Annotated in this window: 12 protein-coding genes; 4 read left to right on the forward strand and 8 right to left on the reverse strand. The window is 70.2% G+C overall.

What is annotated here, in order from left to right; translation table 11 throughout:
* Positions 1–44: 44 nt before the first annotated feature.
* A complete protein-coding gene (locus OG241_RS33425; RefSeq protein ID WP_405820629.1) occupies positions 45–1,316 on the reverse strand; it encodes a low temperature requirement protein A in 1,272 nt (423 codons plus the stop codon).
* A 125-nt stretch (positions 1,317–1,441) separates the two neighbouring features.
* On the opposite strand from OG241_RS33425, the gene OG241_RS33430 reads away from it, so the two are divergent.
* The gene (locus OG241_RS33430) at positions 1,442–1,624 is read left to right on the forward strand and encodes a hypothetical protein (protein ID WP_405820631.1); all 183 of its coding nucleotides are present in this window, start codon (positions 1,442–1,444) and stop codon (positions 1,622–1,624) included.
* 22 nt (positions 1,625–1,646) lie between these two features.
* On the opposite strand, the gene mscL is transcribed toward OG241_RS33430, so the two are convergent.
* The 6 genes from mscL to OG241_RS33460 form a co-directional block, all read right to left on the reverse strand.
* Entirely contained in the window at positions 1,647–2,117 is a 471-nt protein-coding gene (mscL, locus tag OG241_RS33435; RefSeq protein WP_405820633.1) for a large conductance mechanosensitive channel protein MscL, read from the reverse strand.
* Between the two features lie 147 nt (positions 2,118–2,264).
* A complete protein-coding gene (locus tag OG241_RS33440; RefSeq protein ID WP_405826543.1) occupies positions 2,265–2,870 on the reverse strand; it encodes an RcpC/CpaB family pilus assembly protein in 606 nt (201 codons plus the stop codon).
* 183 nt (positions 2,871–3,053) lie between these two features.
* Positions 3,054–3,905: an S-methyl-5'-thioadenosine phosphorylase gene (locus tag OG241_RS33445; protein ID WP_405820635.1), complete on the reverse strand. Its 852-nt coding sequence runs from the start codon at positions 3,903–3,905 to the stop codon at positions 3,054–3,056.
* 103 nt (positions 3,906–4,008) lie between these two features.
* On the reverse strand, positions 4,009–4,356 hold the full coding sequence (locus tag OG241_RS33450) for an FmdB family zinc ribbon protein (RefSeq protein WP_405820637.1): 348 nt from the start codon (positions 4,354–4,356) through the stop codon (positions 4,009–4,011).
* 69 nt (positions 4,357–4,425) lie between these two features.
* Complete coding sequence (locus OG241_RS33455) at positions 4,426–5,703, reverse strand: MFS transporter (RefSeq protein ID WP_405820639.1); 1,278 nt, start codon at positions 5,701–5,703, stop codon at positions 4,426–4,428.
* A gap of 234 nt (positions 5,704–5,937) precedes the next feature.
* Positions 5,938–7,503 carry a potassium/proton antiporter gene (locus OG241_RS33460; protein ID WP_405820640.1) on the reverse strand — a complete coding sequence of 522 codons (1,566 nt, stop codon included), beginning with the start codon at positions 7,501–7,503 and terminating at the stop codon, positions 5,938–5,940.
* Between the two features lie 199 nt (positions 7,504–7,702).
* Between OG241_RS33460 and OG241_RS33465 the strand changes: the two genes are divergently transcribed.
* Complete coding sequence (locus OG241_RS33465; RefSeq protein WP_405820642.1) at positions 7,703–10,459, forward strand: penicillin acylase family protein; 2,757 nt, start codon at positions 7,703–7,705, stop codon at positions 10,457–10,459.
* Positions 10,460–10,528: 69 nt separating this feature from the next.
* Here OG241_RS33465 and OG241_RS33470 read toward each other — a convergent pair whose 3' ends face one another.
* Positions 10,529–11,137 (reverse strand): 5-formyltetrahydrofolate cyclo-ligase, encoded by a 609-nt coding sequence (locus OG241_RS33470; RefSeq protein ID WP_405820644.1) that lies wholly within the window; start codon positions 11,135–11,137, stop codon positions 10,529–10,531.
* A 110-nt stretch (positions 11,138–11,247) separates the two neighbouring features.
* On the opposite strand from OG241_RS33470, the gene galU reads away from it, so the two are divergent.
* Positions 11,248–12,150, forward strand: a complete 903-nt coding sequence (gene galU, locus OG241_RS33475; protein ID WP_405820646.1) for a UTP--glucose-1-phosphate uridylyltransferase GalU — start codon at positions 11,248–11,250, stop codon at positions 12,148–12,150.
* Between the two features lie 5 nt (positions 12,151–12,155).
* On the forward strand, positions 12,156–13,478 hold the full coding sequence (gene glp / locus OG241_RS33480) for a gephyrin-like molybdotransferase Glp (protein WP_405820648.1): 1,323 nt from the start codon (positions 12,156–12,158) through the stop codon (positions 13,476–13,478).
* Positions 13,479–13,567: the final 89 nt, after the last annotated feature.

Consider the following 13,567-nt stretch of genomic DNA (forward strand, 5'->3'; position numbering starts at 1 on the left):
TCCCGCTTCCTCAGCCTTCCTTCTTGCTCGGCTTTCCTTCTTGCTCAGCCTTCCAGCGCCGCTTCCGCGTCTTGGGCATGGCGCGCCCCGGCCACCGTCCGAGCGGTCAAGGTCACCCCGGTCGCCACCGCGAGCGCCGACACGAGTCCCGCCGCGAGCACCGCCCAGTCGCCCAGGAACGTGCACACGATCACCAGCAACGCCGCGCACGGCAGGACCAGTTGCTCGGCGATGCCCACCTTGAAATAGCGCGAGTGCAGAGCCCAGACCGTGACGAGGTAGAGCGCCGTCGGCAGGGTCACGGCAGCGGACGCGGCCGTCGTGGAGAGGTGCGCCTTGCCGACCGTCTGCTCGACCGCCACCTCCAGGCCCGCGCCGATCGCGGCGGCCGACGCGAAGATCAGGTAGTGGCCGTACCCCCACAGGAACGCCTGGCCGCTGGTACGCAGTCGCCCGTGGATGGGGACGGCGAAGTAGATCCACCAAGCGGAGAAGACGATGAGCAGCCCGCCGGCAGCGATCGGCAGCAGCTCGGCCAGCGCGTCGTTCTCCTCCACACCCGACTTCACGGCCACCGTCGCCGCCGCGATCGCCTCGCCCAGCACGATGATGGTGAACAGCCCGTACCGCTCGGAGATGTGGTGCGGGTGCCAGGGCGTCGTGAAGCCGCTCTCCGCGTAGAGGGGGACCGCCAGTTCGATGAGCGCCATCACCAGGAACACCCAGGGGCGCCCCGACTCCGGCAGGACCACCAGCCCCAGCCAGCCGACCATGCACAGGAGCACGCCACCGGCGTACCGCAGTGCCGTCGTCCGCTCGGCGCCGTCGGCCGCGCGGGCGGCCCGCAGCCACTGGGCGGCCATCGCCAGCCGCATGATCAGATAGCCGAGCCAGACGATCACGAAGTCGTGGTCCTCGAAGGCCCGCGAGACCCCGGCCGCCAGCACCAGGACGCCGGCGATCTGGACGAGGGTCACGACCCGGTAGAGCACGTCGTCGTTGTCGTAGGCCGAGGCGAACCAGGAAAAGTTCATCCAGGCCCACCAGATGGCGAAGAAGACCATCGTGTAGCTGAGGATGCCCTCGCCCGCGTGCCCCTCCGCGACGGCGTGCACCAACTGGACGCCCGCCTGGGCGACGGCCACCACGAAGCAGAGGTCGAAGAAGAGTTCCAGCGGCGAGGCGACCCGATGCGACTCGTCGCGTTCGCGCGCCGTCAGCCTGCGCAGGGGCGCGTCGAGGCTGCCACCGGCCGAGGCGTCGTGAGCGTCGTGCGTGTCGGGTAGGTCGGACGCGGGTGAGGAACTGGACGTCATACGCCCCAGCACAGCAGACGGACACACAGGGCGCAGGCCGAAGTGCGGCGCCGGAGCGTGATCGTGATCCGGCGGGTGCCGCACGGCCCGGACAGGCCCCGGCAGGCGGGACGTACCCTGGAGTCATGAGCAGCCCTGCCGCCCCCGGACCGTGCGAGCCGAAGCCCGCGTTGATCTTCGATGACCCACTGGACCAGCAGTCGTCGGACGACACGGACCGGGGGTGGGGCGAGCGCCCGGGCGACGGCGGCGACAGTGCGGCCGACCTGAGGCGCTTCCTCGACGAGAAGCCGCCCCACCACCTCTGACCCCGTCGGACCGGGCCGTCCTCTACCGCTCGTTGTGCCCGGTGCCCCGCTGGGCCACCAGGGCGTCGCGGATCTCCTTGAGGACCTCCAGCTCGCTCACCTCGATGACCTCCTGCGCGCCCTCCTTCGCCTTCTGGCGTGCGCTCACCCTGGCCAGGTACTTCGCCATCGGCAGGACCATCAGGAAGTAGACGACGGCCGCGGTGATCAGGAAGGTGAGTGTGGAGCCCAGGACCGAGCCCCACATGATCCGGATGCCGGTCGCGGTGTCGCCGGTGCCGGTGCAGGGGTCCTTGATGCAGGAACTGTAGTTGTCCAGGTTCTTGGTCCCGAACGCCCCCACCATGGGGTTGATGACGCCCTTGACCACCGAGTTGACGATGTTGGTGAACGCGGTACCGATGACCACCGCGACCGCCAGATCGACGACGTTGCCGCGCGTCAGGAAGGCTTTGAAGCCCTCCCAGATGCTCGGTTGCTTCTTCTCGCTCACCGCGGGGCCTCTCCTCGTACGCGTCGTACACGCGAATGGTGGAACAAACAGCTCCGCAACTTACGTCAACGCCCGGCAGGCCTGTCCAATTGGGTGACTCCAACGAGGGACTTGACGGTGGACGGTTCGAGGTGATCACGCGTCGGTTCACCACAGGGTCACCGCCAACCGCGCTGTCGCACCCGCGCCGGCCAGCTGGGACGCCGTCGTGTGCGGCACCGAGAGCACGACCAGCGCCCCGCCTTCGGCAACACTGTCCGGCGACGTCGGGGCCTCGGGCACCTGTGTCACCCGTGCCCGGCGCGCGACCACCCTGGCGGCGGTGCCCGTCGGAGACTCCTCTGCCGCGATGACGTCGACCCGGTCGCCGGGCCGCAGCAACCGGACCGTGGCCGCGTCGGCGATCCGTACCGGCGCCGTCACCATCTCCAGCGCCGGGCGGGCCCGTACGGGATCCGCCACGGGGTGCCCCCGGACCCGGCCGACGTCGGGCGGTGGACCCGTCGCCTCGCGTGGGCCCGCCGCGACGATGGCCGCGGCCGTCACGGCGAGGCCGAGGGCGAGCGCCCGCCTCCGGTGCCGTACCAGGCGCCGCAGTTGATACCGCCCGCCGCGCACCCGCACGGGAGCGAAGTGCGGCACCTCGCAGGGCGCGGGGACGAGGGGGACGGAACGCACGGGACGTACCGGATGCGCGGAGGGAGCAGAGAGAGGAGCAGAGAGAGCGGAGGACGCGGAGGGCGCGAAATGCACGGAGGACGCGGAGCGTACGGAGGACACGGGGACCACCACCTGTGACGAGGGAGCTGCTTGCGCTCCCACGATGAGGCTTTTCGGCGAATCGTGCCGAGGCCTGTGTGTTACTCGCCGGTTGTGGACAACTCGCTCACCCGAACGGGAGGTTTGGCCCCGCCGACCTCGTGTTCCGCCCCGCTGTCAGGGCAGTTCGAACCCCGGATCCATCCCGCCGAGTGCCTTTGTGCACAGGCAGTCCCGCGTCTCGCCCGCCGGCAGCGCGGCCACCGCGTCGGACAGCACGCCCCGCATCCGGTCCACGTTCTGCGCGAACACCTGGAGCACCTCCTCGTGCGAGACGCCCTCGCCGGTCTCCGCGCCCGCGTCGAGATCGGTGACGAGGGCCAACGTCGTGTAGCAGAGCTCCAGTTCACGGGCCAGCGCCGCCTCGGGATGGCCCGTCATGCCCACCACCGACCAGCCTTGTGCCCGGTGCCAGAGCGATTCTGCGCGGGTGGAGAAGCGCGGTCCCTCGACCACGGTCAGTGTGCCGCCGTCCACCGGCTCCCAGTCCCGCCCGCGCGCCGCCTCCAGGGCGACCTTGCGGCCGACCGGGCAGTAGGGGTCGGCGAGGGACACGTGCACCACGTTCGGGACAGCGCCGCCGGGCAGCGGCAGTCCGTCGAAGAACGTCCCCACCCGGGACTTCGTACGGTCGACCAGCTGGTCCGGCACGAGCAGCGTGCCCGGGCCGTACTCGGGCCGCAGCCCGCCCACCGCGCACGGGGCGAGCACCTGGCGTACGCCGACCGAACGCAACGCCCAGAGGTTGGCTCGGTAGTTGATGCGGTGCGGCGGCAGATGGTGACCGCGTCCGTGCCGGGGCAGGAAGGCGACCCGGCGGCCGGCGAGCTCGCCGAAGAACAGGGAGTCACTGGGGGAGCCGTACGGCGTGTCGACCTGTATCTCGGTCACGTCGTCGAGGAAGGAGTAGAAGCCGGAGCCACCGATCACGCCGATCTCGGCACCCGCGGGACTCACCTGATTCACCATGCCCGCACCCTAGCCCGGCACGGGAACCACCCCGTCAGCACGCGGGAACGCCGAAGACCCTGTCGTCGTACGACGACAGGGTCCCGAAGGCAAAGAGGCGGTGCTACGCGGCCGAGCTGGTGCTCGACGAGCTGCTGGAGCCCGACGAGGAGCTGGACGACGAGGACGAACCCGACGACGAGGAGCTCGACGAACTCGACGACGAGTCCGAGGAGGACGACGTCGAAGAAGAGGACGTCGACGGCTTCGACGCGGGCGCGCTGCTCGACGACGAGCCGCGGCTGTCGTTGCGGTAGAAGCCGGAGCCCTTGAAGACGATGCCGACCGCGGAGAACACCTTCTTCAGGCGGCCATTGCAGGCGGGGCACTCGGTCAGGGCGTCGTCGGTGAACTTCTGCACCGCTTCGAGGCCCTCGCCGCACGCGGTGCACTGGTACTGGTAGGTCGGCACTTTGTCTTCCTCCTGGCACTCTCACTCGATGAGTGCTAACGACGGTCCAGTGTGACGTATTCCCGGGGATCAGTCCACTGTCACCGGTACGCGGTGACCGACGCCACGTGCGAGAGTCCGGCTCGCCGGGCGGTTCGCCGACTCCGGCGTGAGCCGTGAACGCAGGGTCACGAGGGTCGCGAGGGCCAGCAGGGTGCCGCCCATGGGGACCAGGAACCCGGCGCCGTCCCAGAGGTGGTCCTCCAGCTGCCCGGCGACGGTGACGGCCGCCGCCTGGCCGAGGGCGACCGCACCGGTCAGCCAGGTGAACGCCTCGGTACGGGCGCCCGCCGGGACCAGACCGTCGACCAGGGTGTAGCCGGTGATCAGCGCGGGCGCGATGCACATGCCGACCAGCAGGCCCAGCCCGGCCAGCGTCAGCGCGGACTCCGCCGTCCACAGGCCGGAGGCGGTGACCGCGAGGGCCGCGTAACCGGCGACCAGGCGCCGCTGCGGGGCCATGCGCCAGGCGACGGCTCCGCAGACGAGGCCGGAAAGCATGTTGCCGGCGGCGAAGACCCCGTACAGGACGCCGTTCAGGCCGGGGTTGCCGGTGGACTCGCTGAACGCGGCGAGCGAGACCTGCATCCCGCCGAAGACGGCCCCGATGCCCAGGAACGCGACGATCAGGACGCGTACCCCGGGGATGCCCAGAGCCGAAACACGTTCCCCGCGCGCGTGCGTCCCGCCGAGCGCGCTGCCGGCGGCCACCGGCGGCTGGGTGCTCTTCTGCGCCGCGAACAGGAGGCCGCCGAGGAGGGTCAGCGCGGCCTCGGTGACCAGGCCGGTGGCCGGGTCGAAGGCGGTGCACAGGGCGGTGGCGAGCAGCGGGCCGAAGACGAAGGTCAACTCGTCGGTGACGGACTCGAAGGCCGCCGCCGTCGGCATGAGGGGCGAGTCCTGGAGCTTCGCCGCCCAGCGGGCACGGACCATGGGGCCGATCTGGGGCGTGGTGGCGCCGGTCAGGGCGGCGGCGGTGAACAGTGTCCACAGGGGGGCGCCGGTCAGCGCCAGCGCCGTCAGGGTGAGGCCGGACAGGGTGTGCAGGACGACGCCGGGGACGAGGACCGTGCGCTGGCCGTGGCGGTCGGCCAGGCGGCCTCCGTAGGGCGCGCACAGGGCCATGGAGACGCCGGTGACGGCGGCCACGGCGCCGGCGGTGCCGTACGAGCCGGTGGTGTGCTGGACGAGCAGGACGATGGAGATGGTGAGCATCGCGAACGGCTGTCGCGCGGCGAAACCGGGGAGCAGGAACGTCCAGGCGCCGGGGGTGCGGAGCAGCTGTCCGTAGGTGACCGTGGATGCCACGGCCCATGCCTTTCTGCCGCCTGGTGGCGCGGCCCCTCTTTTCAAGGCGGGCGGCGCCGAGAGCTGTCCTCTTGCGCGGACTGCGGTAGATGCCGACGCCCCTGTACGAGGATGTCCCGGCCGCCATACGGTCGCGCCAGCTCTGCTTCAGACAGAGTTGGTTCGATCAGGGTGCGCCTTCACTGTACAGGGCAAGCGGCCCTGTGGGCCTGTGAAAGGAAGTGGAGAGGTGCGTCACGCCTCTGCTCCGTTCCCGCCCGTCCCCAGCCACTGTGCCAGCTTGCCGCCCTGTCCCACGGCCCGCAGCCGGCGTTCCGTGGCGTCGCGGACCGGGTCGGTGGTCACCACGAGGAGTTCGTCACCGCGGTGCAGGATGGTCGTCGGCAGCGGAACGAACGATTTTTCATCGCGGACGACCAGGGTGACCCCGGCGCCCGGGGGCAGCCTCAGCTCGCCCACCTCGACGCCGTGCATCTTGGAGCCGTCCGGTATCGCGACGGACAGCAGATGCCCGTGCAGGCGCTCCAGGGGGGCGGACTCGATGCCGAGGTCGGTCGCCTCGTCGCCCTTGCCGAGGTGCAGCTGGCGGGCCAGCCAGGGGAGCGTCGGGCCCTGGATGAGGGTGTAGACGACCACCAGGACGAAGACGATGTTGAAGATGCGACGGCTGTCCTCGATGCCGCTCACCATGGGGATCGTCGCCAGGATGATGGGCACCGCTCCGCGCAGCCCGGCCCAGGACATCAGGGTCTGCTCCTGCCACGGCACGCGGAACGGCGTCAGGCTGACGAACACGCTCAGTGGGCGCGCCACCATGGTCAGGGCCAGTCCTATGACGAGCGCGGGCCAGATGTCGTCGCCCATCTCGTGCGGGGTCACCTGCAGGCCGAGCAGGACGAACATGCCGATCTGGGCGATCCAGCCGAGTCCGTCGGCGAAGCCGCGGGTGGCCGGCCAGTGCGGCAGCTTGGCGTTGCCGAGGACCATGGCGGCCAGGTAGACCGCGAGGAAGCCGCTGCCGTGGGCCATGGCGCCCGAGGCGTAGGCGGTGACCGCGATCGCCATCACGGCGATGGGGTAGAGGCCGGACGCGGGCAGGGCCACGTGCCTGAGGCCCCAGGAGCCGAGCCAGCCGACCGTGATGCCGATGGCCGCGCCGATGGCCAGCTCCATGACGATCACGCCGAGCAGCTTGTACCAGTGCTCGACCGGGCCCACCGTGGACAGCGAGACGACCAGGATGACCACCGGGGCGTCGTTGAAGCCCGACTCGGCCTCCAGGGTGCCCGTCACGCGCGCGGGGAGGGGGATTTTCCGCAGGACGGAGAAGACCGCCGCCGCGTCCGTCGAGGACACCACCGCGCCGATGATGAACGCCTGCCGCCATTCCAGCCCGACCAGGTAGTGCGCGGCTGTCGCCGTGACCCCGACACTCACCGCGACGCCCGCCAGCGCCAGGGCGGAGGCGGCCGGGAGGGCCGGTTTGATCTCCTTCCACTTCGTGCCGAGTCCGCCCTCGGCCAGGATCACGACCAGGGCCGCGTACCCGATGACCTGGGTGAGTTCGGCGTTGTCGAAGTGGATGTCGCCGATGCCGTCCTGGCCCATGGCGACGCCGATCCCCAGGTACACGAGCAGGCTGGGGAGCCCGCTGCGCGAGGAGATCCGGACCGCTGCCACAGCGATGAGGAGGACGAGCGAGCAGACGAGCAGGAGCTGGTTGAGGTCGTGGACAGTCAGCGGGCCGTTCCCTTCCCTGGCCCGCGCACGGCACGCGCGCGGGTCACGTACATCGGACACGAGGTGAGGCCACCGCGTAACCAAGTACTTCGTTACCTTACCTAACTCTTGACGATTTCTTGACACTTCCACAGGCATGATCGAATGCCTGTCCGTTCGCGTACCCGACTCCGCGTCAAGTCGCGCCGGGCCCTGCGCCTATGGTTGCTCCAGCACTCCAGTACCGCCTGCCGCTCGCGTTAGGACAGCAAGGACAGCGATGCCCCCCACCACCACCAGCTCTTCCGGACACAAGCCCGGCAAGTCCGGCAGGAAGAAGGGGCGCAAAGCCCGACTGTTCGTGATTGTCCTGGTCCTGGCCATCATCGGAGGCGTGGCCTACGGCGCGTACTGGTCCGTCAGTACCGTCCGGGCCTCCTTCCCGCAGACCAAGGGCTCCATCACCCTCGAAGGCCTGTCGGGGCCCGTCGACGTCAAGCGCGACAGCTACGGAATCCCGCAGATCTACGCCTCCTCCGACGCCGACCTGTTCATGGCGCAGGGCTACGTCCAGGCGCAGGACCGCTTCTACGAGATGGACGTCCGCCGGCACATGACCTCGGGCCGCCTGTCCGAGATGTTCGGCAAGGGGCAGGTCGACAACGACGAGTTCCTGCGCACCCTGGGCTGGGACCGGGTGGCCAAGGAGGAGTACGACAAGACCCTGTCGGCCGCCACGAAGAAGTACCTCCAGGCGTACGCCAAGGGAGTCAACGCCTATCTGAAGGGCAAGGACGGCGCGGACATCTCCCTGGAGTACGCGGCCCTCGGGTTCGAGAACGACTACAAGCCGCAGGAGTGGACCCCGGTCGACTCGGTCGCGTGGCTGAAGGCGATGGCCTGGGACCTGCGCGGCAACATGCAGGACGAGATCGACCGCTCCCTGCTGACCAGCCGCCTCGGACCGAAGCAGATCGCCGACCTGTACCCGGAGTACCCGTACAGCCGGAACAAGCCGATCGTCCAGGAAGGCGAGTACGACGCGGCGACGCAGACGTTCGTCCAGGGCGGCAGTGGCACGAGCACGCAGTCGGGGTCCTCGGGTACCTCCGGAACCTCGTCCGTCGACTCCGCGGCCTTCCAGAGCCAGCTGGAGGGCCTCTACCGGGTCCTGGACGACGTCCCGACCGCCGTGGGGGTGAACGGCAACGGCATCGGCTCCAACTCCTGGGTCGTCGCGGGCACCCACACCATCACCGGAAAGCCGCTGCTGGCCAACGACCCGCACCTGTCGCCCGCGCTGCCGTCCGTCTGGTACCAGATGGGCCTGCACTGCCGCAGTGTCTCCGCCAAGTGCCAGTACGACGTCTCCGGGTACACCTTCGCGGGCATGCCCGGTGTGGTCATCGGGCACAACGGCAGCATCGCCTGGGGCATGACGAACTCGGGCGCCGACGTCACCGACCTCTACCTGGAGAAGCTCTCCGGCGACGGTTACCTGTACGACGGCAAGACGAAGCCCTTCACCTCGCGCGAGGAGACCATCAAGGTCGCAGGCGGCGCGTCGAAGAAGATCGTCGTCCGGGAGACCGACAACGGGCCTCTTCTGTCCGACCGCGACGACGAGCTCGTCCAGGTCGGCAAAAAGGCCACCGTCGACGCCGCGGCCCCCGACCGGGGCGACGGCTACGGCATCGCGCTGCGCTGGACCGCGCTGGACCCCGGCACCTCCATGGACGCCGTCTTCCTGATCGACAAGGCGTCGAACTGGACCGAGTTCCGCGCGGGCGCGGCCTCCTTCGACGTGCCCTCGCAGAACCTGGTCTACGCGGACACCGCAAGCCACATCGGCTACCAGATGCCGGGACGCATTCCCACGCGCGCGGCGGGCGACGACGGCTCGCTCCCGGTGCCCGGCTGGGACTCCAAGTACCGCTGGAAGGGCTACCTCAAGCAGTCCGAGCTGCCCTTCGAGTTCGACCCCAAGCGCGGCTACATCGTGACCGCGAACCAGGCAGTCGTCGACAAGTCGAAGTACCCGTACACGCTCACCACGGACTGGGGTTACGGCACTCGCAGCCAGCGCATCGCCGACCTGATCGCCTCGAAGATAAAGGGCGGCGGCAAGATCTCCACCGACGACATGCGTCAGATGCAGCTGGACAACAGCAGTGAGATCGCCAAGCTGCTGGTGCCCAAGCTGCTGGCGATCGACGTCGACGACAAGTACGTCCGTGAGGCGCAGAAACTCCTCGTGGGCTGGGACTACACCCAGGACTCCGACTCGGCCGCGGCGGCCTACTTCAACTCGGTCTGGCGCAACATCCTGAAGCTCGCCTTCGGCAACAAGCTGCCCAAGGAGGTCCGCGTCGAGGGCCAGTGCCTGTACGTCAGGCCGGTGAACACCACCGGCCCCGCCGACGCCGACCAGCCCGTGCTCGAATGCGGTGAGCGGGACGCGGACCAGGCGCAGCCGGACGGCGGCGACCGCTGGTTCGAGGTGGTCCGCAAGATCATCAACGACCAGGACAACGACTGGTGGAGCACGCCGGCCACCCGCACCAAGAAGGCCGCGACCAACCGCGACGAGCTGTTCGCACGCGCCCTGTCGGACGCCCGCTGGGAGCTGACCGCCAAGCTCGGCAAGGACATCGACACCTGGAGCTGGGGCCGGCTGCACCGCCTGTTCCTGAAGAACCAGACCCTGGGCACCGAAGGCCCCGGCTTCGTGCAGTACATCCTCAACCGCGGCCCCTGGAACCTCGGCGGCGGCGAGGCGACGGTCAACGCGACCGGCTGGAACTCGGCCGGCGGCTACGGCGTCGTCTGGGTGCCGTCGATGCGGATGGTGGTCAACCTCGGTGACCTCGACAAGTCGAAGTGGATCAACCTGACGGGCGCCTCCGGGCACGCCTTCAGCGACCACTACACCGACCAGACGAGCAAGTGGGTCCAGGGCGAACTGCTGGACTGGTCCTTCACGGACAAGGCGGTCGACGACAGCACGAGCGACACACTGCTGCTGAAGCCGTCGTGAGCGCGCGGTAGTCCCCGAAACCACGAACCGGCCCTCCACGCGCGCGTGGAGGGCCGGTTCCGGTTCGCTTCAGGAGGGGCCGCGGAAGCGCCGTACCCCCGACGGGGTGACCACCGCGTGCACCGGCCGGTCGTGCGGCTCGGCCGGGACCCGCGCGACGACCTCCGAGTCGTACAGCAGCACCACCAGCGCCGGATCGACGCCCGAGCGCTCCAGCCGGGCCAGCACACGGTCGTACGAGCCCCCACCGCGCCCGAGGCGCATCCCGCGGTCGTCCACGGCCAGGCCGGGCAGCAGGACGGCGTCGGCGCCGGTGACCGCCTCCGCTCCGAGGCGGTCACCGGACGGCTCCAGCAGGACCATCCGCCCGCCGTGCCGCACCTCCATCAGGGACCCCGCACCGGCGTACGCGCCCCAGTCGAGGTCGTTGTCCGGGAGGAGGACCGGCAGCAGGACCCGTACCCCGCGCGCGTGCAGGGCGTCGATCAGTGCCCGGGTGCCGGGTTCGGTGCCGACGGAGACGTACGCGGCGACCGTGCGCGCGTGCGCGAGCTCGGGAAGGCCGAGCGCGCGGGCGGCCAGCTCGGCCCCCGCCGCCTCGACGTCGGCGGCCGTCAGCCCGCCTCTCACCGCGAGGAGGTCCCGCCGTGACGTGCGCTTGTCGGGCTCTGCCCCCATGACGCTCCCTCTACCGTGTCCGGTGTTCTCATGTGCTTCATATGTGGATATGAGCATCAGTTCATCGGTGCCACAGAATCAGCACAAAGGCTCCGGATAAGGTTGCCGCCATGACTGAGTCGCACCCCAGGATCAGCAAGGCTGTCATCCCCGCAGCAGGCCTCGGCACCCGGTTCCTGCCGGCCACCAAGGCCACTCCCAAGGAGATGCTGCCGGTCGTCGACAAGCCGGCGATCCAGTACGTGGTCGAGGAGGCCGCGTCCGCGGGCCTCGACGACGTCCTCATGATCACGGGCCGTAACAAGCGCCCCCTCGAGGACCACTTCGACCGCAACTACGAGCTGGAGTCCGCCCTTCAGAAGAAGGGCGACGCCGCGCGACTCGCCAAGGTCCAGGAGTCCAGCGACCTCGCGACCATGCACTACGTCCGTCAGGGCGACCCCAAGGGCCTCGGCCACGCCGTCCTGTGCGCGGCCCCGCACGTCGGCCACGAGCCCTTCGCCGTCCTCCTCGGTGACGACCTCATCGACCCCCGCGACCCCCTGCTCCAGCGCATGGTCGAGGTCCAGGAGCAGCACGGCGGCAGCGTGATCGCCCTCATGGAGGTAGCCCCCGAGCAGATCCACATGTACGGCTGCGCGGCCGTCGAGACCACCGACGACGGCGACGTCGTCAAGGTCACCGGGCTGGTCGAGAAGCCGGACGCCGCGGACGCCCCGTCGAACTACGCGATCATCGGCCGCTACGTCCTCGACCCGCACATCTTCGGCATACTCCGCCAGACCGAGCCCGGCCGCGGCGGCGAGATCCAGCTCACCGACGCCCTCCAGCAGCTCGCCTCGGACGAGAAGATCGGCGGCCCCGTGCACGGCGTCGTCTTCAAGGGCCGCCGCTATGACACCGGGGACCGTGGCGACTACCTGCGTGCCATTGTCAGACTCGCATGCGAACGTGAGGACCTGGGCCCGGACTTCCGGACCTGGCTCCGCAGTTACGTAGCCGAGGAGATGTAGCAACGTTGAGCAGCGCCGCGCCCCGCACCGCCGGCCAGGACCAACTGTGGTCGGTGGACGAACACCTGGAGGACATCCTCGCGACCGTCCGCCCCCTCGAACCCATCGAGCTGCAGCTCCTCGACGCCCAGGGCTGTGTCCTGGTCGAGGACGTCACGGTGCAGGTGTCCCTGCCGCCGTTCGACAACAGTTCCATGGACGGGTACGCGGTCCGGGTCGCCGATGTCGCGGGCGCGAGCGAGGAGTACCCCGCCGCCCTCACGGTGATCGGGGACGTCGCGGCCGGCCAGGACGGCCTGCTCCACGTGGGCCCCGGCCAGGCCGCCCGCATCATGACCGGCGCCCCGCTGCCACCCGGCGCCGAGACCGTCGTCCCCGTGGAATGGACCGACGGGGGCCTCGGGGAGGGTCCCGTCACCGGGATGCGCGCCCGCAGCGCGGACCCCGACGGCGCCTACGGCCAGGTCCGCGTGCACCGCCCGGCACCGGCACGCGCGCACGTGCGCGCGCAGGGCAGCGACGTCCAGGCCGGAGACCGCGCCCTCGCCGAGGGCACCGTCCTCGGGCCGCCGCAGATCGCCCTCCTCGCCGCGATCGGCCGCGGCACCGTGCGCGTGCGCCCACGCCCGCGCGTGGTGGTCATGTCGACCGGCAGCGAGTTGATCCAGCCCGACGAGAAACTCACGGCCGGCCAGATCTACGACTCCAACAGCTTCGCCCTCACCGCCGCCGCCCGGGACGCCGGGGCGATCGCCTACCGTGTGGGCGCGGTCGCCGACGACGCCGAGATCCTCCGCTCCACCATCGAGGACCAGCTCGTCCGCGCCGACCTCGTCGTCACCACCGGAGGCGTCAGCGTGGGCGCCTACGACGTGGTCAAGGAGGCCCTCTCGCACGTCGCCGACGAGGACGAACCCGGCACCGGCGTCGACTTCCGCAAGCTCGCCATGCAGCCCGGCAAGCCCCAGGGCTTCGGCACCGTCGGCCCCGACCACACCCCGCTGCTCGCCCTGCCGGGCAACCCCGTGTCGTCGTACGTCTCCTTCGAACTGTTCGTGCGGCCCGCGATCCGTGCCCTGATGGGCCTCAAGGACATCCACCGGCCCACGACCAGGGCAGTACTGGCAACGGACAAGGCGCTCACCTCGCCGGCCGGGCGCCGCCAGTTCCTGCGCGGCACCTACGCGGACGGCCGGGTGACGCCGGTCGGCGGCGCCGGATCACACCTGATCGCGGCCCTCGCCCACGCCGACGCGCTGATCGTCGTACCCGAGGACAAGGAGTCCGTGGAGCCCGGCACCGAGGTCGAGGTCGTGCTGCTCGGCTGACCGGGGCGCGCCGTACGCCGACCAGGGGCCCGCCCGACCGGGTGGGCGGGGCGGCTGAGGAGCGCCGGTTGGGAGTACCGTGTCGCGCA

The sequence above is a fragment of the Streptomyces sp. NBC_01390 genome (genome assembly GCF_045040105.1).
GTDB lineage: Bacteria > Actinomycetota > Actinomycetes > Streptomycetales > Streptomycetaceae > Streptomyces.

Coding starts and splice junctions, on each gene's coding strand:
- OG241_RS33425 (WP_405820629.1), bottom strand. CDS start 1,316: ATGACGTCCAGTTCCTCACCCGCGTCCGACCTACCCGACACGCACGAC.
- OG241_RS33430 (WP_405820631.1), top strand. CDS start 1,442: ATGAGCAGCCCTGCCGCCCCCGGACCGTGCGAGCCGAAGCCCGCGTTG.
- OG241_RS33445 (WP_405820635.1), bottom strand. CDS start 3,905: ATGGTGAATCAGGTGAGTCCCGCGGGTGCCGAGATCGGCGTGATCGGT.
- OG241_RS33465 (WP_405820642.1), top strand. CDS start 7,703: ATGCCCCCCACCACCACCAGCTCTTCCGGACACAAGCCCGGCAAGTCC.
- OG241_RS33470 (WP_405820644.1), bottom strand. CDS start 11,137: ATGGGGGCAGAGCCCGACAAGCGCACGTCACGGCGGGACCTCCTCGCG.
- galU (WP_405820646.1), top strand. CDS start 11,248: ATGACTGAGTCGCACCCCAGGATCAGCAAGGCTGTCATCCCCGCAGCA.